This is a genomic window from Gluconobacter sp. DsW_058, from assembly GCF_002153615.1.
GTDB lineage: Bacteria > Pseudomonadota > Alphaproteobacteria > Acetobacterales > Acetobacteraceae > Gluconobacter > Gluconobacter cerinus.
Genome location: NZ_JOPH01000033.1, coordinates 23,438 through 45,369 on the forward strand (window position 1 = coordinate 23,438; position 21,932 = coordinate 45,369).

General features: G+C 56.4%; 19 protein-coding genes. 12 read left to right on the forward strand and 7 right to left on the reverse strand.

The window, feature by feature from the left end; genetic code table 11:
• Positions 1-9 precede the first annotated feature (9 nt).
• Both HK24_RS06250 and HK24_RS06255 read left to right on the forward strand, forming a co-directional pair.
• Entirely contained in the window at positions 10-1,032 is a 1,023-nt protein-coding gene (locus tag HK24_RS06250; RefSeq protein ID WP_086633807.1) for a glycosyltransferase, read from the forward strand.
• A gap of 73 nt (positions 1,033-1,105) precedes the next feature.
• The gene (locus tag HK24_RS06255) at positions 1,106-1,435 is read left to right on the forward strand and encodes a hypothetical protein (RefSeq protein ID WP_046900128.1); all 330 of its coding nucleotides are present in this window, start codon (positions 1,106-1,108) and stop codon (positions 1,433-1,435) included.
• A gap of 45 nt (positions 1,436-1,480) precedes the next feature.
• Here the strand turns inward: HK24_RS06255 and HK24_RS06260 are convergent, their stop codons facing one another.
• Positions 1,481-4,180, reverse strand: a complete 2,700-nt coding sequence (locus HK24_RS06260; protein ID WP_086633747.1) for a pitrilysin family protein — start codon at positions 4,178-4,180, stop codon at positions 1,481-1,483.
• A 145-nt stretch (positions 4,181-4,325) separates the two neighbouring features.
• Between HK24_RS06260 and HK24_RS06265 the strand changes: the two genes are divergently transcribed.
• Positions 4,326-4,859, forward strand: a complete 534-nt coding sequence (locus tag HK24_RS06265; protein ID WP_046900126.1) for a hypothetical protein — start codon at positions 4,326-4,328, stop codon at positions 4,857-4,859.
• Positions 4,860-4,871: 12 nt separating this feature from the next.
• Positions 4,872-5,903, forward strand: coding sequence for a glycosyltransferase (locus HK24_RS06270; RefSeq protein WP_086633748.1), 1,032 nt, complete (start codon positions 4,872-4,874; stop codon positions 5,901-5,903).
• Positions 5,904-5,912: 9 nt separating this feature from the next.
• Here HK24_RS06270 and HK24_RS06275 read toward each other — a convergent pair whose 3' ends face one another.
• Complete coding sequence (locus tag HK24_RS06275; protein WP_064273616.1) at positions 5,913-6,506, reverse strand: DUF4339 domain-containing protein; 594 nt, start codon at positions 6,504-6,506, stop codon at positions 5,913-5,915.
• A 116-nt stretch (positions 6,507-6,622) separates the two neighbouring features.
• Here HK24_RS06275 and HK24_RS06280 point away from each other — a divergent pair, with 116 nt between their 5' ends.
• From HK24_RS06280 to HK24_RS06290, 3 genes are all read left to right on the forward strand, one after another.
• Positions 6,623-7,024, forward strand: a complete 402-nt coding sequence (locus HK24_RS06280) for an MliC family protein (RefSeq protein WP_233126146.1) — start codon at positions 6,623-6,625, stop codon at positions 7,022-7,024.
• Positions 7,025-7,105: 81 nt separating this feature from the next.
• A complete protein-coding gene (add, locus tag HK24_RS06285) occupies positions 7,106-8,161 on the forward strand; it encodes an adenosine deaminase (RefSeq protein ID WP_086633750.1) in 1,056 nt (351 codons plus the stop codon).
• Positions 8,162-8,380: 219 nt separating this feature from the next.
• On the forward strand, positions 8,381-9,307 hold the full coding sequence (locus HK24_RS06290; protein ID WP_086633751.1) for a lysophospholipid acyltransferase family protein: 927 nt from the start codon (positions 8,381-8,383) through the stop codon (positions 9,305-9,307).
• A 40-nt stretch (positions 9,308-9,347) separates the two neighbouring features.
• Here the strand turns inward: HK24_RS06290 and HK24_RS06295 are convergent, their stop codons facing one another.
• Complete coding sequence (locus HK24_RS06295; protein WP_086633752.1) at positions 9,348-10,526, reverse strand: nucleoside hydrolase; 1,179 nt, start codon at positions 10,524-10,526, stop codon at positions 9,348-9,350.
• Positions 10,527-10,625: 99 nt separating this feature from the next.
• Positions 10,626-11,102, reverse strand: coding sequence for an Lrp/AsnC family transcriptional regulator (locus HK24_RS06300; RefSeq protein ID WP_086633753.1), 477 nt, complete (start codon positions 11,100-11,102; stop codon positions 10,626-10,628).
• Between the two features lie 141 nt (positions 11,103-11,243).
• Between HK24_RS06300 and HK24_RS06305 the strand changes: the two genes are divergently transcribed.
• Positions 11,244-12,260, forward strand: a complete 1,017-nt coding sequence (locus tag HK24_RS06305; protein ID WP_198942075.1) for a 1-aminocyclopropane-1-carboxylate deaminase — start codon at positions 11,244-11,246, stop codon at positions 12,258-12,260.
• A 71-nt stretch (positions 12,261-12,331) separates the two neighbouring features.
• Here the strand turns inward: HK24_RS06305 and HK24_RS06310 are convergent, their stop codons facing one another.
• The 3 genes from HK24_RS06310 to HK24_RS06320 are packed head-to-tail and all read right to left on the reverse strand — an operon-like array spanning position 12,332 to position 16,474.
• Complete coding sequence (locus tag HK24_RS06310; protein WP_086633754.1) at positions 12,332-14,644, reverse strand: molybdopterin cofactor-binding domain-containing protein; 2,313 nt, start codon at positions 14,642-14,644, stop codon at positions 12,332-12,334.
• Positions 14,637-15,113: a (2Fe-2S)-binding protein gene (locus tag HK24_RS06315; RefSeq protein ID WP_086633755.1), complete on the reverse strand. Its 477-nt coding sequence runs from the start codon at positions 15,111-15,113 to the stop codon at positions 14,637-14,639. Before HK24_RS06315 ends, HK24_RS06310 begins: the two co-directional genes overlap by 8 nt.
• A 26-nt stretch (positions 15,114-15,139) precedes the next feature.
• Positions 15,140-16,474 (reverse strand): c-type cytochrome, encoded by a 1,335-nt coding sequence (locus HK24_RS06320; RefSeq protein WP_086633756.1) that lies wholly within the window; start codon positions 16,472-16,474, stop codon positions 15,140-15,142.
• Positions 16,475-16,905: 431 nt separating this feature from the next.
• Here HK24_RS06320 and HK24_RS06325 point away from each other — a divergent pair, with 431 nt between their 5' ends.
• The 4 genes from HK24_RS06325 (at position 16,906) to HK24_RS06340 (ending at position 21,880) form a co-directional block, all read left to right on the forward strand.
• Positions 16,906-17,928 carry an iron ABC transporter permease gene (locus HK24_RS06325; RefSeq protein WP_086633757.1) on the forward strand — a complete coding sequence of 341 codons (1,023 nt, stop codon included), beginning with the start codon at positions 16,906-16,908 and terminating at the stop codon, positions 17,926-17,928.
• The gene (locus HK24_RS06330; protein ID WP_086633758.1) at positions 17,925-18,707 is read left to right on the forward strand and encodes an ABC transporter ATP-binding protein; all 783 of its coding nucleotides are present in this window, start codon (positions 17,925-17,927) and stop codon (positions 18,705-18,707) included. The genes HK24_RS06325 and HK24_RS06330 overlap by 4 nt, the downstream gene beginning before the upstream one ends.
• Positions 18,704-19,660: an ABC transporter substrate-binding protein gene (locus HK24_RS06335; protein WP_086633759.1), complete on the forward strand. Its 957-nt coding sequence runs from the start codon at positions 18,704-18,706 to the stop codon at positions 19,658-19,660. The genes HK24_RS06330 and HK24_RS06335 overlap by 4 nt, the downstream gene beginning before the upstream one ends.
• 69 nt (positions 19,661-19,729) lie before the next feature.
• Positions 19,730-21,880 (forward strand): beta-N-acetylhexosaminidase, encoded by a 2,151-nt coding sequence (locus HK24_RS06340; RefSeq protein WP_086633760.1) that lies wholly within the window; start codon positions 19,730-19,732, stop codon positions 21,878-21,880.
• Positions 21,881-21,932: the final 52 nt, after the last annotated feature.

Sequence of the window (21,932 nt, forward strand, 5' to 3'; positions counted from 1 at the left end):
GGTGAGGCTATGTCGACAGAAGTGAAAGATCGTTCCTCTGAAACGGAGCGGAAAGTGTCTGGCCTGACCGGACGTGTTCTGGTGTGCAGTGGCGGCCGCTATGAAAGTCAGGCCAATGCCCAGATCCGTGAATCGATCATGGATGGATGGGGTGAGTGCTTTGGCGAAGAGAACGTTACGGCTGTTCACATTTCTGCGGCAGCAGCGTCCATCAAGATCCTGAAGCCAACGATTGTTTTCGCCATCGGGTCATATCTGCCGGAAAGCACCTATTTTGGTGAGGTCTGCCGTGAGGCCAAGAAGATTGGCGCTGTCACGGTTTTCTGGGCCACAGAAGATCCCTATGAGCAGGATGCGAACTATCGCATCGCCGATGACTTCGATGTCGTTTTCTCCTGTGATCGCTGGGGCCATAACTTCTATCAGCGTGATCTGGTGTTCCACCTGCCGCTGGCTGCAAGCCCGAGCCTGCATTACATGCCGATTGAAGAGAATGTCGAAAAGACGATCGATGTTCTGTTCTGTGGTGTGGCGTTCACGAGCCGTAAAGACATTGTCCGCAATCTGCTTCCGGTTCTGCGAAACCTGAACATTAAGATTGTTGGTCCTGGCTGGGGCGAGCTGGGCATTGGCTTCTCGGATGCCCGTATTGAAAAATCCCAGCTGGTTGAGCTGTATCGCCGTTCCAAGCTGGTGCTGAACCTTGGCCGTTCACTCCACTTCGAGAACAAGCGTTTTGTGATTGCTCCTTCCACGCCTGGCCCGCGGACGTTCGAAGCCGCTCTGGCAGGCGCGTTCCAGGTCTTTCATGAAGATACGCATGAGCTTCGTCGGTATTATAATGCAGACGAAATTCCGGTTTTCTCAAACCGGATCGATTTTGAGCGGCTTGTGGAGAAGTACATTGGAGATGATGAAGCCCGTCTGGCTATGAGCCGTAAGGCACAGGCCAGAACGATGGAGCAGCATCTTTACAAGCACCGTATCCAGCAGGCCCTGTCGGTTCTTCAGGCTGAGGGCTTCCTTGGCTGAAAAGCGACTGGAATTTGTGATTTTATTAAAAGCCGGGCTGTTGTGCCCGGCTTTTTTGTAAGGATATTCGGAAATGCAAACCATCTGGCTTATGGCGTTGTTGCTGATCGCTGCATTTCTGGAGGTCGGTGGTGATGCCCTCGTGCGAACTGGCCTGCATACAGCCGGTCTGGGGCGTGTGGGCTTTATATCAGCCGGTGCGCTTGTGCTGCTGATTTACGGAATAACCGTCAATCTTCCCGACTGGGACTTCGGGCGATTGATGGGCGTCTATGTTGCACTGTTTTTTATCGCAGCTCAGGTCGTGGCGTATTTTGCTTTTGGTCAGACCCTGACCTTACCTGTCTGCATCGGTGGACTGCTGATCGTCTCAGGCGGTGTTCTGATGACCGTCTGGCGTTGAAGGGATCAGGCCGGAAAATGATATCCCGGCCTGACGTTAGAGTGTTTACTTCGGCTGTGGGCCAAGGACGATCTGCGCGAGATCATCTGGGCGAACCCACTTGCTGAACGCGGCCTGCACCTGCGCAGGTGTCATGTCGTAAATCGCCTGAGCTGCTTCTGCTGGCGCATTTAAAGGCAGTCCCAGATCAATCAGATCCAGATAGCTGCCAGCCAGAGCGCCGAAGCTGGCGCGTGCCATGGGCTGGCGACGCAGCAGAGACGCCTTGGCCAGATCCAGACTTTCCTGAGAGACAGGCTGGCTGCGCATATCCTGCACATCCTTGATTGCCAGGGCGCGTGCCTTGTTCACTTTGTCCGGGTCCGCACCGAAGCTGATGCCGAAGGAGCCGCGGGTCCGGGAGTAACTAAAGGCACTTCCTGCCCCGTACACATAGCCCGTGCGAACGCGCAGATCCTGCATCAGGCGGGAAGAGAACCCATCCCCAAGAATTTCGTTTCCGACAGCCAGAGCATGACGATCAGGGTCAGTGACCTTCATGCCAATGGTCTCCACGAGTTTCACGTCATCCTGTGACCGTCCTGGATCTGCGACAACAGCCTGAGAGGCCTTGCTGAGAGGAATGGACGGCAGATCAACGACAGGGGCCGGGCCTTCAGCCTTCCAGCCGCCAAAAGCCTTTTCAACCTGTTCATGAGCATCTTCAGGGCTGATGTCCCCGACAACCACAATCGTCGTCAGGTCCGGGCGATATGTGGCCGTGTAATAGGCTTTGACGTCAGCGAGCGTAATTTTGCTCAACGTAGCTGGAGTGGCCTCGCGAAGGGTCGGGTCAGTTGCAGGGACGAGTGCCCGGCGCGTGGCACGGCCAAAGCGGTAGGTTGGAGACTGAAGCTCACCCGCACGGGCCTGAATGGCTTCCATCTGCGTGACATGGAAGGCCTTTTCCGGGAAGGCGGGGTGCAGTTCGTGCTCTGCCAGCAGGGACAGACCCTTGCTGAAATTCTGGGTCAGTGTGCTGAGACTGAAACCAGGGCCAGCGCTTTCGTCTGCCGAGATGTCATCAAGCGCGCTGGCCAAGGCCAGACGGTCATGGGAGGTGCTGCCATACAGGAACATGTCAGACGTCAGGCCAGCAACGCCTTCCTTGCCAGCAGGCTGCTGCAGGGATGCATTCTGCCGGATGGAGCCGATCAGCTCGACCGTATGGCTGACATGCTCGGGCTGGACCAGAAGGTGCAGACCATTCGAAAGTGTATAGGCCTTGGGAAGAGGGGCGGCGGCCGGAATGCTCAACCGTGCGAGGGCTTCTTCCGCCCATGCGGGGAGGCTGACTTTGCCTGATGGTGGCGTGTTGAAAGACTCTGCGCCACCAAATCCTTTACCGCCAATAGCTTTACCCTTTTCACTCGGCGTCAGGGTGGCGCTGATGGCGTGTTGTGGATCAAGGAGCGTTTTAGCCAGCTCATCCACCTGTGCCTTCGTGACGTTCCTGAAGGCCGCGATCATATCATCCGGGCTTTCAAGATGCTGGATGGCGACAGCTTGGGACCAGTTCTCTGCGAGTTCCGAAATGCTGTTCGCATTGAACTCCAGAGACGCAATCTCTTTGCGACGGGCGGCTTCGATCAGATCCGCGGGAATTCCGTTTTTGCGAAAGCCATCCATGAGAGACGCAAGCGTCCGGCGGAGCTCGTCCGGGTTTGCTCCCTTGGGGAATCCTGCGTAGGCGACAGCGAGGCCAGCCTGCGCATCCGGGTCATACATGAACCCTGCATCCAGAGCCTTACCGTCCGGCACCAGACCGAACAGGACACTGCGCTGGCTGGCAATGGCATCGGCCAGCAGGGTTACGGCAGCATAGTTCGGGTCACGTTGTCCCGGCATCCGCCAGGCCATGGTGACAAGGCCGATAGGTAGATCTGTATCCAACGACAGGGACTGTGCCTTGGCTGGCGTGGGTGTGACAGCCGCGCGGGCTGGAAGTGTAGCCGCTGCAATATTGCCAAAGGCTGCCTGAACTTTCTTCAGGGTGTCCTGCGGGTCCACATCGCCCGTAATGACGAGGATGGCGTTGTTGGGAGCATACCAGGAGTTGTAGAACTGCTTCAGCAGCGGGGCAGTCGTAGCATCGAAAGAGGGACGCGTCCCGAGTGCGTCATGCTCGTAAGGTGTGCCTGCGTAAAGTGCGGCACGCACCTGAGAGAGATAGCGGTAGATGGGGCTCGACAGGTCGCGTGAGACTTCCTGCTCAATGGCGCCTCTTTCATGGGCCCATTCTTTCTCTGTGATGTTCAGCCCGCGCATACGACCGGCTTCGATCCGCAGAAGGACATCAAGGTCCGCAGCAGGGGCCTTGAAATAGTATTGCGTGACGTCAGACGTCGTATCGGCGTTATCATTGTTGCCGAGCTGAGCGCTGATGGTGGAAAGCTGGTCCCGGGAGAGTGTTTCGGAGCCGTTGAACATCATGTGCTCAAGGGCGTGTGCCGTTCCCGGAAAACCTTTGGGTGCGTTGACAGAGCCCACTTCATAATTGAGCATCGTCTGTACGACGGGTGCCAGAGTATCCCGCACAATCACGACACGCAGGCCATTGGGCAAGGTGGCACGGGTGACGGAGGCCGGTGCTGCCGTGGCAGCCTGAGGCACCGCAGGGGCAGCATGTGCGCCCGTCAGGAGAGGCGGGGCCAGCATGGAGGCTGCGAGCAGTGTCACACGGGTCAGGCGGGAGAAACCGGGCATAGGTTATTAACTTCCTACGGGTAAAATGTTCTGCCAGGCAGTAAATCGACTGTCAGGGATGCTGTCTACCGAGGGAGGATTGCTGAAGGATGAATAAAAAATCATGTGACGCGGTCAATCAGAGGCCGCTAAGAACAAAACTACTATGACCGCTTCCAATTTTATCGTCCGCTTTGATGACTGGCTGATTGACCGGCTCTTTCAGCCCGTCGCAAACAGACTGCCGTCAGTTCTTCCCGTTGTGCAGTTGGGCATGAGCTTTCAGCTCGGTTCGCTGATGCTGAACGGCGCAGCGCTGCTTCTGCCGATTGTGCTGTTTGGCGCAACGATGGGCGGGGTGGTGGATACATCGCTGATCTGGTTCATGAACCTTGCATTCTTTCTGGGCATGAAAAAAACGATCCCGATGATCCGGCCAAACATGTTGAATCCTCTTCGCCCCATGATGCTGAGCATGCGAATGATCGCTATGGCATTCCTCATTTATCAGCTTTTCCGCAGCCTGGACGGGGTTGGCATTGGCTGGATTCTGTCTCAGCTCATGACACTGTCTCAGCTGACGTTTGTGATCGGTCTGTATTTTGTGGCCTGCCAGCCTCAGCCGCCCCGACAGCGGATGTCTTCGCGGACAGGCCCTATCATTGAAGGCGTCTGGGCCGGGAACGGTAGTATTCGCTAAAGGAGACGGGCAGTGAGAATCCTTCACTGTCTTCTAACGCGGGAGTTCGCGGGCACTGAGCGTCATGTTACTGAGCTCGCGAACCAGCAGGCTCTGACACATGATGTGACGGTGCTTCTGGAGCGCCATACCGCTGATCTTCGAACAGGCGGAGATATTGCACATCACTTTTCACCCTCAGTTCGTATCGTAAGGGCTTATCGCGCAGGATATTTGCCGACATTGACGGCGCTGGTATGGAAGGAGACCTTCGATATCATCCATACTCACCTGGGTAAGGCGTCGATCCGGGCAGGGGTTTTGAAGATTCTGGGACTGATGGGGGAGACCCCCGTCATCGGTACGCTCCACAATGCTTATCGTGCCAGAACTTATGGAAAACATGACGGCCTGATCTGCATCGCCCGGTGGCAACAGGCCAGCCTGCCAGCAGGTTGTCGAAACCAGAGCGCAGTGATTGCAAACTGGACCATTCCTTCCGTCCTCTGCCATCCGGAGCGTACCAAGCTTCGGGAAGGCTTCCGGCAGGAGCATCGCCTTCCATCGGAAGCCTTTGTGATCTGTGCCGTTGGAAGAATGGTGGAAGAGAAACGGTTTGATTGTCTCCTTCAGGCCTGGAGACAGGCTGTTCTGCCACCTGACACGTATCTTGTTCTGATTGGGGATGGCCCAGAACGTGCGCGACTTGAAAATGTCTGCGCAGAGTATAGGGATCGCATCATTTTTGCGGGCTACCGGTCAGATGTGCCGGACGTGTTCTGTGCGTTTGACGGATTTGTTCTGCCCTCCAGACGGGAGCCGTTCGGGCTGGTGCTGCTGGAAGCGATGGCGGCAGGATTACCTGTCTGCGCGACAGCAGCAGGCGGTGTTCTGGATATTCTTGAAAATGTATCGGACTGTCTGGTTAAGCCGGATTGTATCGACGCACTTGCCGCTGGGCTTGTGCGCCTGAGGCAGCAGCCGGGCAGAACATGGGACCTGTCCTTCCATGTTCTGGAAGAGCAGGCCTTAAAGACAGAGCAGTTCTATCGCCGTTTCTGCTGAGTATCGCGATCAGAGATCGTAGTGTTTGGAGACGTAGCTGGAGAGGCCATTCGGATTGTGCATGATGTGCCAGCTTTCTGAAAAAGAGGGCACGAACTGGAACAGGAAGACCAGCAGAGACAGGAAAAACAGCAGCATTCCTTTGCCGACAAACTGGATACGCCGCCAGAAATAGAGTGGCGGGATCAGGATCCAGAATGCAGAGCCGGGACGGAATCCTGCAGCAATAAGGGCGCGGCGATCTGTCAGCATGGACGTGAAGATGATCGCAAAGCTGAGAAGAACGGCGATGATGCTGGACTGGCGGTCAGGGATGTTGCCGAACCAGGCCAGAACATTGACGATCATGCTGCTGACGAAGGGCCCAAGAATACTCAGCCAGGCCCAGCGGTTCGAGACCCTGCTGGGGGGCAGAGCAGGCGGGACCCCTTCGGGCTGCGGCGGCCAGAACGCGCAACTGCCTGCCGGATGCCATTCCGCACCGAAGGCCTCGGTCCAGCACAGAGTTGAGTGCTCAATACTGCCGGTCGAGATAAGGGCACGCATACCATCTTCAGAAAGCGGGCCTTTGCGGCTTCCGTGTTCTTCGTAAAACCAGCTCACAGTCCGTCCTTGGTTTGGGCAGTTGTCATCATGCTGACAGAATGGCGGCTCAATCTGACTGAAAGAGATGTCTCAGGCAATACTGAAGGCTTCAATCTGCTGGGAAGGGTCAAGTGATGAGAAAATATTCGTTTGGTTTAATGGCTGTTCTTTGTCTGGGGATAAATCCAGCTTTTGCATCAAAGGCCACTAATTTTCAGATCAAACTCGCTTCTCCCACAACAGTTGACCGCCAGACAGTGCTTTATACCTGTCAGGGAAACGGTGATGCGGCCAAGGAGCTTTTCTCGCGCTTGCCGCAGAAACGCGTTGCGGTTCAATATATCAATGCAGATGCCGTCAGCTTGGCTGTCCTGCCAATTGAAGGGCACACGCAGGTGTTTTCAAACGTAATTGCTGCGGATGGCGCCAAATATGCTGCGGCACAGTATGTCTGGTGGAACAAAGGAAACGACGCGTTCTTTTCCAGTAAGATGGACGACAAAGCACTTGTAACGTGCCATGCCGTTTCAAAATAAAGATATCATGTCGGTATCGTTTCAATTTTCCAGCAAACATGCATGATGCGGGCTTATCACGACTGATAAGGAACGCAGGTCATGTCCGTTGTCTGCATGCAGGAATTTCTTGAAAAGCTCCCCAAGGCTGAACTTCATGTTCATTTGGAAGGAACGCTGGAAGCGGACTTGAAAATCAAGCTGGCTGAGCGGAACAATCATCCTCTCAGGCCCAGCTCTGCGGAAGAAATCCGACAAGGTTACATCTATCATGATCTGCCCTCTTTTCTGACGCTGTATTACGAAGGCGTCGAGCTTCTGCAGACCGAGCAGGATTTTCATGACCTCTGCTATGACTACCTGAGAAAAGTCGCGCAGCAGAATGTTCTTTATACTGAGATGTTCTTTGACCCGCAGCTTCACACTCGTCGCGGGATAGCGTTCGGAACAGTCATCCGGGGCTTCAATGTAGCTCAGGAGGAAGCAGAGAAGGACTTCGGCATCCGCTCTCACCTCATCATGTGCTTCATACGTGAAATGAGTGCGGATTCTGCCGACGAGACCTTTATTCAGGCTCTCCCTTATCTTGAAATACCGGGTCGGAGCCGCATCATTGGTGTGGGTCTGGATTCAGACGAGAAGGGTAATCCGCCAGCCAAATTTGCGAAAACATTCGCCCGCGCAAGAGCGCTGGGCCTTCACGTGACCATGCATTGTGATCTCGATCAGCAGAATACGCATGAGCATATCCGGCAGGCTCTTCAGGATCTGGGCAGCGAGCGCCTCGATCATGGATTGAATGTGCTGGAGAAGCCCGAACTGATTGCGATGGCTCGGGACAAGGGCGTGACATTCACGCTGTGTCCGTCTCCGAACGATGTCATCAGGCCGGGGCGGTCCCGTCAGGATATTCGGGACATGCTGGCAGCGGGACTGAAAATTACCATCAATTCCGACGACCCGGGTTACATGCAGAGCGTCTATATGACGGAGAGTTTCGCCAAGGCTCAAAGTGCAGCGGACCTGACACAAGACGAACTCATACAGATTAGCCGAAATGCCTTTCAGGCGGCCTGGATTTCGGACGACGAGCGGGCGCTTTATCTCGACGCACTGGAAACATTCGCGCGAAACCATAGGGTTGAGATGTCATCCTGAACGTGGAGCGCAGCGGCGTCCCCAAGATTTATGCCCTTTGCCACAGGGCATAAATCTGGAAGTTTAAAAATAAAATCAGAAATTATTATTTATTAAAAAATTAAAATATGTTTTATTATTTCTGAAAAATTACCAATAAAGTATAAATTGAGAAACTCAGGTATTAATTAGATACAAAACAAGAATTGATTATCTTTCTTTTAAAGCGACTATCGTCGCATGGCACCAATAGCTCCTGTTCTGTCCCGTCTGTCTCAGCATATGCAATCGGCAGCGCTATGGAGCGTTATTGGCCTCCTGCGCAGTGTGGGGCCGCAATACGCCTCGACAGCGGGCGGCTGGTTGATGCGGAATGTCGGAATGAGGCTCCGGGCAACCCGCATTGCGGATCGAAACCTTCAACTCGCTCTTCCTGATTTATCTTTGCCGGAACGACAGCAGATTATCCGGGATGTGTGGACGAACCTGGGGCAGAACGTGACAGAACTCCCCCATCTTGCATCCTTTACCCGTACGGAAATGGGACCGGGATGGGAGATCGAGGGTGAAGAGCATATCGATGCCCTAAAGGAAAACGGATCACAGGCTTTGTTTTTCTCAGGGCATCTGGGGAACTGGGAGCTCATTCTGCCCATCGCAACCAGTCTGGGTATGCCAGTTGCGGGTTTTTATCGGGCCTCGTCCAATCCGGTTATCGATCTTATGACGCAGACAATGCGACAGAAGGCTCTCGGCCCGACAGGGACCATGTTTCCTAAAGGACCCAAGGGGGCCCGGCAGGCCTTAACGCATCTTCAAAGCGGTGGCTCATTGGGGTTTCTGGTCGATCAGAAAATGAATGACGGGCTCGCCATTCCGTTTCTGGGCCGGGATGCCATGACGGCGCCAGCGGTGGCGCAATTGGCCTTGCGCTTTAATCTGCCCATCATACCCGTCCATATCGTGCGACTGGGGAACGGTCGGTTCCGTATGGTGTGTGAAGCCCCGCTTCAGGCTGAACGAACAGGCGATCATCATGCGGATATCCGGTCAATCTGCGTCGCCATGAACAAGACGCTGGAACGGTGGATCCGCGAAAGGCCTGGAGCATGGCTTTGGCTTCATCGCCGCTGGCCCAAAGAGCAGGTCGCTCTTCCCGCCATCTGAAAAAAGCCCCGCGGCCGGATGGCAACGGGGCTTTTGTGCTTCAGGGGAGAGGATGTCCGCTGACAGGAGCCTGTGGGCTGCCAATCAGATCAAGGATCTGCTTTTCAAGTTTCGGAACATTGATGCGCAGGACAACTTCGTTCTTGCGCTCGCCCAGCCCTGGCTCATAGCCCGGAGTCCAGGACACAACGTCTCCATAGCCGGGGCCAAACTGGCTGTTTACATCCACGAACAGATCCTGCTTTTCCGTGATGATGCTCGGGTCCAGCCAGACTGATGCTGCAATTTCATCCCAGAGCGGGAAGCCGCTCAGATGCCATTTCATGACATGCCCGACGGGCGTGCCTGTGGCTTCCAGCTTCTTCAGGAATTCCGGCGTGAGTTCGGTATCCGTTGAAGGATCGGCCGGAACCATCACGATGTGCTTCCATGGTGCGCGAAGGGCCGCACTTGCGCTTTCCGGGTCCAGACGGAAGTTGAATTCACGACGGGGGCTGTTCAGGAATTCACGCGCGAATTGGTGTGCCACTACGCCGGGCCTTGTCTGGCGCGGGTTCAGGCCACCGCCCATGTAAACGAGTTCTTTTGCAAGGCCCGCAAATTCCGGATCAAGCGTCTGGGCCAGTGCGATGTTGGTCATCGGACCCGTTGCGATGATGCTGACTTGTCCTGGATATTGGTGAACCATCCGAATGAGGAAGTCAGCTGCGCGCTCGGTTTCTGGCTTCTTGACCGGATTGCCATATGGGAGGTCCGGAACAACATCCGGGCCATGATAGTAGGGAAGTGGCTGCTCGGTCTTTTCGACCCATTTTTTCATCCACACCCCTTTCCAGATCAGCTTTCCATAAAGGGCTTCCCAGCGGTCCGTCAGCTTTTCCGAGTTCAGGAACGGGTAGGTTGCGCCCGGAACAACGGGAATGTCTGCCCGGCCTGCCACTTCCACGCCCCGCAGCGCGTCATTCGTCGCTTCTTTCTGCCAGACGTCACCCGTGACAGTCGTGATACCAAGCACGCGGACGTTGGGGGCCTTGATGATCATCCACTGGGCGATGCTGAAGCCGTCATCGTCAAAAATGACAAGGCGGGGGTCAGCTTTCGCCTGCGCGGAAGCCGCCAGCAGGCCGCCAGCGACCAGTCCAAGCGCCAACGTGCGGCGCAGGGCCTTCCGCGTTTTTCTAAAACGTTCCGGCTTCGGGGCAGTGGGGTGAAGGGGCATGGGCAGAGGGTTCCATAGCTGGTGGCAGGCAAGGACGTGACAATACCGCAAAGGAAATCATTGCACAGAGGCAACAGGGAGTTCCATGCGAACGCAATTCTAGAACGCGAGTGGCCCGTTGTCCTTGACTTCCTTGATGACAAAAAACGTCCGTGCCTGTCGCACCCCTGGAAAGGCAATGAGCTTTTCTGCGTGAAGCCGATTGAAATCCGCCATGTCTTCCACGCGGATCTTCAGCAGATAATCGAAATCGCCTGCGACCAGATGACAGTCCAACACCATGGGCATGGTTTTCACAGCCTCTTCCAGTTCTGCGAAGCTCTCGGGAGTGGACCGGTCCAGCACGACGCCGACCAGAGCGATCGTTCCCAGTCCGACTTTGACGGGATCAATCTCGGCGCGAACGCCACGGATATAACCGTCCTGAAAAAGTCTTTGGGTGCGCCGATGACATGTCGCGGCGCTCACGTTCACACGCTCGGCCAGCTCGGCATTGGACATACGCCCGTTGCCTTGCAGAAGGCGAAGAATGTTCAGGTCGATCGCGTCCAGATCTGGTGTGATAGAATCTTTCATTATTTCCTCAAGTGATAAAAGAAACATCCATTAAAATTCTATTTTAAGAGTAAAATACAGAAATTATTGCCTGAATTAGAAAGCACCTTCGAAGAATATTTCACTACTGCTTTCGGGTGTGAACACCTTGGGAGGCTGTCTGTGAACCTTGAAAAATTTGAGCGCTATCCGCTGACTTTTGGAAAAACGGCTATTGAGCATCTTCCACGTCTGAGCGAAGCCCTGGGTGGCAAAGTGCAGATCTATGCCAAGCGTGAAGATTGCAATTCGGGCATGGCGATGGGGGGCAACAAGCTCCGCAAGCTGGAATATATTGTTCCGGATATTCTGGCTTCTGACGCGGATACGCTCGTCTCCATCGGCGGCGTGCAGTCCAACCATACCCGCATGGTCGCAGCAACAGCCGCCAAGCTGGGCATGAAGTGCGTCGTCGTGCAGGAGAAGTGGGTGCCACATTACGACGCTGTTTATGACCGTGTCGGTAATATCCTCATGACGCGTCTTATGGGTGCTGAGTCCCGTATTGTGGAAGACGGCTTTGACATCGGTATCCGCCAGAGCTGGGAAGATGCCATTCAGTCCGTGAAAAATTCTGGCGGAAAGCCCTATGCCATTCCGGCTGGTGCCTCCGTTCATCAATATGGTGGTGTCGGTTATGCCGCCTTTGCGGAAGAAGTCGCGGAGCAGGAAAAGGAACTCGGCTTCACGTTCGATTACATTATCGTCTGTGTCGTAACGGGCTCGACGCAAGCGGGAATGATTGTCGGATTTGCAGCGCAGGGCCGTGCAGATCGGGTCATTGGCATTGATGCCTCCGGAACGCCGGAGCAGACGCGCGAGCAGGTGCGGGAGATCGTGGACCGCACAGCCGAGCTAGTAGAGCTTGGTCGGACAGTGCGGGACGATGAGATCGTGATCCTCGAAGACTACGCCTATCCCGCCTATGGCGTCCCGTCCGAAGAAACGAACGAAGCCATCCGACTGGCGGCCCGTACGGAAGCCATGATGACGGACCCTGTCTATGAAGGGAAATCCATGCAGGGTCTGATTGACCTGACCAAGAAGGGATATTTCCCGGACGAGTCAAAGGTTCTGTACGTTCATCTGGGCGGCGCACCGGCCCTGAACGGCTACAGCTACTATTACCGCAACGGCTGATGCAGCCATAAAAAACGCCGCGTCCCAGTCCGGGGCGCGGCGTTTCTGTTTTTCGACGGTGAAGCCGGATTTTAGCTGTTGTGACCGTTCAGTTCGCGCAGCACATCTGCCGGACGCATTGGCAGATGGCGCAGACGCACACCAATGGCGTTGAATACGGCATTGCCGATGGCAGGAGCCACAACCGTCACACCCGGTTCACCAAGGCCCGTAGGCTTTTCGGTGTTCTGGACGAATTCAATGTCCATGTCCGGCACGTCCGGAAGACGGACCGGCGTGTAGGTGTTGAGGTTGCTGTCCTTGATCGTGCCATTGACGATCTCGGTGCCTTCAAACAGCGCCATGCTCAGGCCCCACAGAGCTGCACCCTCGGTCTGTGCCAGTGCGCCACCCGGATCAACGATCGTGCCAGCATCCAGAACCAGCCAAAGCTTCTGACAGGTGATGACGCCGGTCTTGCGATCAACGTGGACCTGTGCCGCACCAGCCGTCCAGGTCGGCATACCGCGTTCCTGTCCGAAACTGGTCGCGATGCCAATGCCGGTATCCGCCGGAAGCTGCGTCTTGCCATAGTTGATCTTGTCGGCAAGGCGCTGAAGGGCTGCGGCCTGACGCTTGGCGCCGCCTACAGCATTGGGAGCGGAGCCTTCGTTCCGTCCTGTCGCTGTGAACATGGACAGGCGGAATGCCAGTGGGTCCTGCTTCGTCTGGTGAGCCAGTTCGTCGAGGAAGGACTCAAGCGCCCAAGGCGTCCAGCCTGCGGACACGGAACGCAGCCAGCCTGGACGGAAAGTCTTGTTGGCCAGATCGTTCGTGATGGCACGGACGCGGGTTGGCCCGGTTTCGTACCAGTGATCAGCGCCTGCAATCGCAAATGGATCGTAGGACTTGCCGTCTTCGCCCTTGGCCAGAAACGCCGGTGCCATGACGAGTGTGGGCCAGCCTGCTGTTGCAGCGTAATCCATCGCCACAATCTTCTTCTGGTCTGCATCGAGGGCAACGCGAACCGTCTGAAGAGAGGGGGAACGAATGGAGTCAAACGCCATATCGTCCGAACGTGTCAGGATCAGCTTGACTGGTGCGCCGCCAATGGCCTTGGACGCCAGAGCTGCCGGGATGGAATAGTCACCGTTCAGGCGGCGACCAAACCCGCCGCCCAGCAGGTAAGTGCGCATGACAACCTGCTCTTCAGGCACCTGAAGGGCCTTGGAGAGCTGCGGCAGAACGAGGGACTGCCACTGGTTGCCGGTATGGATTTCCCACATGCCATCAATATGACGGGCCACGGCATTGACAGGCTCAAGCTGGTAATGCGCGACGGAGGCACAGGTGTAGCTGCGTTCGAAGGAGTGTGCCGGATGGGCAAATGCCTCGTCCACACCCTTATCGTTGAAGACGCGAGCGCCAGTGCTCTGATCTGCAATCAGCTTGCGGCCATGCTCGATGATGTCTGCTTCCGAGACATTGATCGTCGGACCGGGATTCCACTGAACCTTTAGAACGTCCGCAGCTTTGATAGCGGCGGGATAGGTCTTGGCCAGAGCCACGACCCAGCCTGGAACGATGCCGGAGGGATCATCCAGAACAACATAGCGAATGTATCCGGGGATCTTCTTGGCTTCGCTGTCATCGACGGACTGCACCTTCGCAGCATAACGTGTCGGCGGCATCTTGGGGCGGCCATAGACCATCCCTTCGAGCTTCACGTCGATGCCGTAGATTGCCTTGCCGGTCGTTTTGTCCGGAATATCCAGAGCAGGAACCGGCTTGCTAATCAGGCGACGTTCACTGGCGGGCTTGAGCGGCAGCTTGGCCATTTCGTCAGCCGTGAAGCTGCGCGTCGGCTTGGCTTTGGAAACGATCTCGCCATAGGAGACGCTCTTGCTGCCTGCCGTGACCGTGCTGTTGCGGGCAACGCATTTGTCCGGCGTGGTACCGAGCAGCTTTGCGCCTTCCTCCAGCATGATCGTACGGGCAGCGGCACCAGCCTGACGGAACGTGTCCCATGTATCCCAGACGGACCAGGACCCGCCGGTCACGAACTTGCCGGCCCATTTCGGGGCGGTGTCCACTTCCGTGATTTTGATGTGATCCCAGTCGGCTTCCATTTCGTCCGCAATAATGCGGGCGAGGGCGGTGCCGACGTGCTGACCCATCTCGGCACGGACAACATTGACGTTGATGGAGCCGTCCGGCGCGATGGCGCACCACATGTTCGGCTCGAACGCGGCTTCCGGCGGCATGGCAGACGGATAGGTCTGCGCAGCTTCGGCCTTGCGGGCGAAGCCAAACATCAGACCTGCGCCTGCTGCCGTCATCAGAAAACTGCGGCGAGACAGGCGGCCTGCGTCGGATCTCTTGGCGATCTGTTCGATCTTAGCCATTGGTGACGCCTCCCTGCTGCGCGGCAGCTGCTTCCTTGATGGCCTTGCGGATGCGGACATACGTCATGCAACGGCAGAGACTGCCGCCCATGACGCCATCAATCTCTTCATCCGTCGGCTTCGGATAATCTTTCAGAAGGCTTGCGGCCTGCATGATCTGGCCGGACTGGCAGTAGCCGCACTGCGGCACCTGCTGGTCACGCCAGGCGACCTGCACGACGTGATTGCCTTCCGGATCGAGGCCTTCGATCGTGGTGATCGAGGCGCCTTCGATGGAGGAGAGCGGCGTGATGCAGGAGCGTGTGGCGCGCCCACCGACATGCACGGTGCAGGCACCACATTCGCCGATGCCGCAGCCAAACTTGGTGCCGGTCAGGTTCAATTCATCCCGCAAGACCCACAGCAGAGGGGTATCATCCGGTGCATCGACCGAAACGGGCTGTCCGTTGAGTTCAAATTTCGTGGTCATATTTCGTTTTCCCTGTCCTGCCCGGATCAGTGCGAGGCGTTAACGGGCGGTGCGGACAGCGTGGCGCGGGCAGCCGCGGCCTTCTTTTCCAGATCCGTCCAGGGGGGGAGGGTGGTGCGGGTGCGGCGGAGATACGCGGCAATGCGGGCCATGTCATGGTCCGAAAGGGCCGTGTAGAAGCTTGGCATGGCGATATTGTCCTGACCTTCGGCAGCGCCGATGCCATGCAGCATGACCTGGAACAGATTGTTCGGCTCATCCAGCCAAAGCGCGTTGTTCAGAGCCAGTTCCGGGCGGCCAGAGACCGGCATCGGGCCGGAATTGTAATGGCAGGCGCCACAGGCTCCCTGATACAGGCGCGCATCCGCATCCAGTGTCTGCGGGCCAGTCAGATCCGTGCCAGACATCTGCATGGCGCGAGCAATGGCAGCCTGATCGCCCTGAGAACGCTGGGCAGCCTTTGCGACGTCTGCATAATAATGAGCAATGGCATGCACATCGTCTTCCGGAATCTTGGACAGGAAGCGATGCGGCACCGGAGACATTGGGCCAGCAGCAGAACCATGCAGCGGAGCGACGCCAAAGCGCAGGTACTGGAAGAACTCGTCTTCCGTCCAGACAACCGGCGTTGGGTTGTGGTCGTTCAGTGGTGGCGCAATCCAGCCATCAATGACGGCACCGTCATAAGCATGGCTCAGCTTCTCGGCACCCAGAAGATTACGCGGCGTATGGCAGGCACCACAATGGGCGTTACCTTCGGCCAGATAGGCCCCGCGGTTCCATTGTGCATCATGCTTTGGGTCGTTCTGGTAGCGGCCTGGTGTAAAGAACAGGAGCTTCCAGAAACCCTGACCAATCAGACGGATGTTGATCGGGAAGGGAACCGTGTTGTCACGCGGCTTCAGGTGTACGGCCGGACGCGTCATCAGATACGCATACAGGTCCGAGACGTCCTGATCGTTGACCTTTGTGAAGTGGTCGAACGGGAACGCCGGATAAAGCTGTGAACCATCACGGGCAATGCCCTTGTTCATGGCACGCTTGAAGGCTTCCAACGACCAGTTGCCGAGACCCCATTCCGGGTCAGGCGTGATGTTGGATGAAAAGATGTCACCGAATGGGGTGGCCATCTTGAAGTCACCGGCCAACTCGGGGCCGGGGCTGCCATCCACGCGGGTGTGACATTCGGCACAGTATCCACCGGCTGCAACGATTTCGCCACGCTTGATGGCGTCTGCGGAAAAAGAGGCCGCAGCGGGAGGGGAGATGGGGGCGATTGCGGGGTACCACGCATAGGCGAGGAAACCGAGGCCGCCCACTGCACCGAGGCCCACAATACTGGCGGCTATCCGTTTGAGCATTCTTGTACTGTCCCGGCACTGTTTGAAAAACTGCCGTCCACAACGTGACGGATGATTGTTCCCCTCAATATGGCACGGGCGCCAGAAAGGGAAGATTGAGATAACTCAAAATTCGGCCTGCGCGTGGTCAAAGTGCAGTTTTCATTGGGGGGCGGGTTTCAATGTCACACAAATGGGGAGGGTGTTCACTCAAATTTACGAGATGATGCGCCAATATTCATATTTCAAAATAGGGATTTTATTAGTCCTATATCGGCGTGTCATTGTCTGTTCACTCTTGAAAAAACGATTCGGAGCAATTGAATATTTTGTCACTCGGTGCCAAAATGAATTCGTTCTTCCGGGGCTGTTCGCAATCCTGTCGCATGAAAAGAAGAGCCGCCCTGTTTCCGAGCGCATCTGAGCCGGAGTAGAGTGGGGCAGATCGTTGTGTGAAAGGGCGGCTCATTATCATTCGTCCGACTTATGTCCGGAGCCTCGCTGGAGGGGCTCTGGTGCTGTCCATTGTGTTGGCCCTGTGCTGCGGTCGTTACCCGCTGTCTCCGCATCGTGTGGTGATGGTGCTTGGGCGGTTACTTCACCTCTGGGGAGGGCAGGATCCTGTTGCTGATGCTGTGGTCCAGCAGGTTCGGTTGCCGCGGGTTGTGGCCGGAATTCTGGTAGGAAGTGCGCTATCCTGCGGTGGCGCAACCTATCAGGCCGTTCTTCGAAATCCCCTTGTTTCGCCTGATCTTCTGGGTGTTCTGAGTGGCTCCGCTTTTGGGGCGGCACTCATGATTGTTCTGGGTGCGTCACCTGCATGGATTCAGATCGGTGCGTTTGCTGGCGGTGTCGTGGCCGTGGGGTCTGGAATTTCCATTTCCCGTCTGTTGCCACAGGGCGGCCTCCTGACATTGCTGATGGGTGGCCTTGTGGCCAATGCCGTTTTCACAGCGCTTTTGTCTCTTGTGAAATATACCGCTGACCCGATGGATCAGTTGCCTGCTGTTGTGAACTGGCTACTGGGGACACTGTCCCAAACGGGATGGAAAGAGCTTTCCTGGCTGACCGTTCCAGTGCTTGTTCTGGTCGCTATACTGGTTTTACTTGCTCCTTTACTGGATGTACTTTCTCTCGGAGACGATGAAGCGCGGAGTCTTGGGGTTCCCATTCAGATTATGCGGCCTTTCGTCATTCTGCTTGCAACACTGGCCTGTGCCATGACGATCTCCATGGCGGGTATTATTGGCTGGGTCGGGCTTTTGGTGCCCCACATTTCCAGAATGCTGGCGGGCGCAGAGCATCGGCGGATGATGCCGGTCTGTGCCTTGTTGGGAGCCGCCGGTGTTCTGCTGGCAGATACCGTGTCGCGCAGCCTGACCTCCGGAGAAGTGCCACTTGGGATCATGACCGAGCTTTTCGGTGCCCTTGCCTTTATTCTCGTGCTTCGGCGTCTCCGCGGGGACGCGACATGAGTCGGGCTTTTCTCTCCTGCCAAGGTATTACGCTGAAACGATCGTCTCGATCTGTGGTGCTGAATGATGTCAGCCTGACGTTCCGGCGTGGTGAACTGATTGGGCTTCTTGGCCTTAATGGTGCGGGCAAAAGCACCCTTTTGCGCATTCTGATGGGATTGCTCAAACCGACGTCCGGTGAGGTTTGCCTTGAAGGTACGCTGTTATCGTCTCTGCGGCCTTTAGACGTGGCGCGGCGTCTGGCGTATGTGCCTCAGGCACACGCGATGACGTTTCCTTACACGGTCCGGCGGATGGTTGAGCTGGGGCGTATTCCCCATCATGGCGTGGCAGGGCGCCTCGGAGTGGAAGACCGGCTCCGCGTTGATCAGGCCATGGATCGTCTGGGACTCCTGCCCTTGGTAGAGCGTCCGGTGACGGAGCTGTCTGGCGGCGAAAAGCAGCGTGTCGTGCTGGCGCGAGCCCTTGCGCAGGAAGCTGTCGGGCTTCTTCTTGATGAGCCAATGAGCGGTCTGGACTATGGTCATCAGCTTCGTTTGATGAGTCTGCTTGCAGAACTGGCCGCTGAAGGACATCTCATTCTTCTGACGTCCCACCGGCCGGAAGAATTCTTTTCCGCCGGCCATCGCGCCCTTATTTTGGAGGAAGCGCAAATTGTGGCGGACGGCCCACCCGAGCTTATTGTGACGGCTGAACGGATGTCCCGTCTTTATGGTGTTCCTCTGGCGCAGATTGATCATGCCGGGAAACGTTTTTTCCATCGTGAGGAGAGTGAATGATGAGACTGTCTCGATTGGCTGGAGGGCTTCTGGGTCTTTCGCTCATGGCCACCACAGCATTTGCTGCTCCTCCCACACGTCTGGTGGAGGGATGGTATGCCCATAACGCCACGCTCATTATGCTCGGCGCGCAGGACAAGATCATCGCGACGGTCGCCAAGCCATCAATCATGCCGTGGATGTTCCGCCTGGTACCGTCTCTGTCCAAAGCTCAGCCTCTGGACCCGGGAAATCTGAACGGAGAAGAGCTTTTACGTCTTGCGCCGGATCTGGTGTTTGTCACGGCGTCGAGCCATTCCGTCGCGGCGCTCTCCAAGGTTGGCCTGCATGTTGTCCCTGAGGGCTTTGACCGTTTCATCGGGCTGCTGGAATGTGTGGATAGCACGGCAAACCTTCTTCAGACGCCCCTGGCGACGCAGCGTGCGCAGGCGTATCGTGTGGCTTTCCTCAAGGAAATTTCGCAGGCCGCAACCAACCCGCAAGGGCCCAAAGTCCTTCACGTTGAATCCCTGAAACCTCTGCGCGTGGATGGAGATCAGAGCATTATCGACCAGTGGATCCGTTCTGCTGGTGGACGCAATGCGGCTGTGGGCGTGCATGGGAACAAGCAGCCTGTCTCTGTCGAGCAGGTGCTCTCCTGGAACCCGGACATCATTATTGTGGGTGCCAATGCAGGGGATCCTGCCCAGCTTGCCAGCGATGGTGTCTGGTCTCAGCTCGCCGCTGTCAAAGCTGGCCGTGTTTACCGCAATCCGGCGGGAATTTTCCCGTGGGATCGGTACAGCCCTGAATTACTCTTGCAGGTCGACTGGGCCCGTCAGATTGTTCAGACGGGCCACGTGGATGAGGCAGGAATGATTGCAAAGATGCAGCAGTTCTATCGTCAGTTTTACGGAATTACGCTCCGGGCTGAGGATGCGCGTCGCATGCTTGCAGCTCTGCCGCCGGAGTGACACGATACGGCAGAGTGATACGGTGAAAATCGTTTCAGATACTGATCCGTAACTGCAAGGAAGCCTTGAATGACCCGGACCACGCCTTTCCCTTATGGTTCTTTCTGGAAGAAAGTGTGTCTGGGGAGTGCTTTGCTGGCTGGCACGGTTTTTGGAGGCATGGCCCAGGCGGCACCTGCTCTGATGCCTGTGCCGCAATCCGTCTCGGCGTCCAATGGTGTGGCATCCCTTGCAGGAGGTGTCCGGATTGTCTGGGCCACCCCGCCGTCTCCTCTTTTGCAGAGAGCCGCAGCCCGTTTTTCTCAACGGCTTGGTGCTGTGACAGGCGCACTTTTTGCGCATGGTGGCCCGTACGTTCTGCATATCAGTGCAGCCTATGATCCGGCCTATCTCACGGTTGGGGCCAAGGAGCATTATGCTCTTACGACATCAGCGGATGGCGCCCATCTGGAAGCTGATGGACCGGCAGGCGTTGTGCATGGGCTGGCCACATTCCTGCAGCTTGTTCAGAAAACATCAGATGGGGTGGTGGTAGAACGGCTGCATATTGATGATGCGCCACGCTTTGCATGGCGTGGCCTTCTGTTGGATGTGTCCCGGCATTTCGCCTCTGTAGAGACCGTCAAACGCCAGCTTGATGCCATGGAGCTACTGAAGCTTAACGTGCTGCACTGGCATCTGAATGACGGGACCGGCTTCCGTGTGGAGAGCCGTGTCTTCCCGAAGCTGACGAGCGTTGGATCGCACGGGCAGTATTATACGCAGGCTGAGGTTCGAGACATTGTGGCGTATGCTGCGGATCGCGGTATCCGCATTGTGCCTGAATTTGACGTGCCGGGTCATGCACTTGCAGTGTTGCAGGCCTATCCGGAACTGGCCGCCCAGCCACTGCCAGAGGTCAACGCCGTTGGTGAAAACCTGAACAACCCGGCGATGGACCCGACCAATCCCAAAACGCTGACATTCATTCGTGCGCTGTATGCGGAAATGGAAACACTCTTTCCGGATCATTATTTCCATTCGGGTGGTGACGAGGTTCTCGGCACTCAGTGGACCAGCAATCCAAAAATTGCGGCCTATATGAAGGTGCACGGATACAAGGATGCACCAGCCCTTCAGGCAGCCTTCACGGCGCAGGTGGAAAAAATCCTGTCCAGCCAGGGCCGCGTCATGATGGGGTGGGACGAAGTCAGCGAAGCGCCAATTCCCAAAAATGTTGTTGTGGAAGGGTGGCGCGGCTCCAAGTGGACGGGTTCTGCCACACAGGCCGGGCATCCGGTTGTCGTGTCTTCGGGCTATTATCTGGATATGTTGACGCCGTCCCGGACGCATTACGCCATTGATCCGTATGACACCAAGGCGAATGGCATCACGCCAGAAGAACTGGCGGAGACACATCCGAAGATCACCCCGCTGCTTCAGGCTTTCATCCAGAACCCGAATGCAGCGCCTTTGACCGATGACCAGAAGAAAATGGTTCTGGGTGCAGAAGGCGCGCTCTGGACAGAAGTTGTCTCCGAAAACATGTTGGATGCCCGTCTGTGGCCCCGTACTGCAGCTCTGGCTGAGCGGTTCTGGTCTTCTGAAAACGTGCGGGATGTGGATGATCTGGAGCGCCGCCTACCTGTGGTCATGGCAGAACTCCAATCAACAGGTTTGCAAGCGGCGCAGCATGAAAATGCGTTGAAGGAGGCTTTGGCACCTGCGCATACTGGCCCTCTCTCCACGCTTTTGAGCGTTACGGTTCCGGTGCGGAATTACGCTTTGAATCGTCTGGCCTCCAAAAGTGGCGATGCCATGCTGTCGGCTCCGGTCGCGATTGCCGATCCGGATGCTTTTGAGGCTATCCGCTTCAACGACATGGCTAAACGGTATGTCGAGGGAGAAAAGAGTCTGAAGGCTCCCTTGAAGGCCATGCTGGCAAGCTGGGCTGCCAATGATGAAGCTTTTGTCGCAATTGCCGCAGATGTGCCTGCCCTTGAGGAGGTTACGCCCATATCTCACACCGTTGCGGCCCTCTCCAATGCGGGATTGAATGTTCTGAATGGAGCTTCAGGAACAGCCTGGCGGCTGGATGCGCAGCACCTGATTGCTGCACAGGAAGAGCTGTTTCACAACTCATCCAATCATCTGTTGTCCCTGAGGCGCGAGCAGCCTCCTGGGGGGCTGCTCATTGCCATTCTCCCTGGCATTAAAGCGCTTATTTCCAGCCAGAATTAAAGCCTTTTTCCATACCCCGCTTTTCTGCGCGAGGTATGGCTCTTGGCGTCCA

Coding starts and splice junctions, on each gene's coding strand:
- HK24_RS06295 (WP_086633752.1), bottom strand. CDS start 10,526: ATGCCCCTTCACCCCACTGCCCCGAAGCCGGAACGTTTTAGAAAAACG.
- HK24_RS06250 (WP_086633807.1), top strand. CDS start 10: ATGTCGACAGAAGTGAAAGATCGTTCCTCTGAAACGGAGCGGAAAGTG.
- HK24_RS06320 (WP_086633756.1), bottom strand. CDS start 16,474: ATGCTCAAACGGATAGCCGCCAGTATTGTGGGCCTCGGTGCAGTGGGC.
- HK24_RS06340 (WP_086633760.1), top strand. CDS start 19,730: ATGACCCGGACCACGCCTTTCCCTTATGGTTCTTTCTGGAAGAAAGTG.
- HK24_RS06260 (WP_086633747.1), bottom strand. CDS start 4,180: ATGCCCGGTTTCTCCCGCCTGACCCGTGTGACACTGCTCGCAGCCTCC.
- add (WP_086633750.1), top strand. CDS start 7,106: ATGTCCGTTGTCTGCATGCAGGAATTTCTTGAAAAGCTCCCCAAGGCT.
- HK24_RS06255 (WP_046900128.1), top strand. CDS start 1,106: ATGCAAACCATCTGGCTTATGGCGTTGTTGCTGATCGCTGCATTTCTG.
- HK24_RS06265 (WP_046900126.1), top strand. CDS start 4,326: ATGACCGCTTCCAATTTTATCGTCCGCTTTGATGACTGGCTGATTGAC.
- HK24_RS06300 (WP_086633753.1), bottom strand. CDS start 11,102: ATGAAAGATTCTATCACACCAGATCTGGACGCGATCGACCTGAACATT.
- HK24_RS06290 (WP_086633751.1), top strand. CDS start 8,381: ATGGCACCAATAGCTCCTGTTCTGTCCCGTCTGTCTCAGCATATGCAA.
- HK24_RS06280 (WP_233126146.1), top strand. CDS start 6,623: ATGAGAAAATATTCGTTTGGTTTAATGGCTGTTCTTTGTCTGGGGATA.
- HK24_RS06330 (WP_086633758.1), top strand. CDS start 17,925: ATGAGTCGGGCTTTTCTCTCCTGCCAAGGTATTACGCTGAAACGATCG.
- HK24_RS06335 (WP_086633759.1), top strand. CDS start 18,704: ATGATGAGACTGTCTCGATTGGCTGGAGGGCTTCTGGGTCTTTCGCTC.
- HK24_RS06310 (WP_086633754.1), bottom strand. CDS start 14,644: ATGGCTAAGATCGAACAGATCGCCAAGAGATCCGACGCAGGCCGCCTG.
- HK24_RS06315 (WP_086633755.1), bottom strand. CDS start 15,113: ATGACCACGAAATTTGAACTCAACGGACAGCCCGTTTCGGTCGATGCA.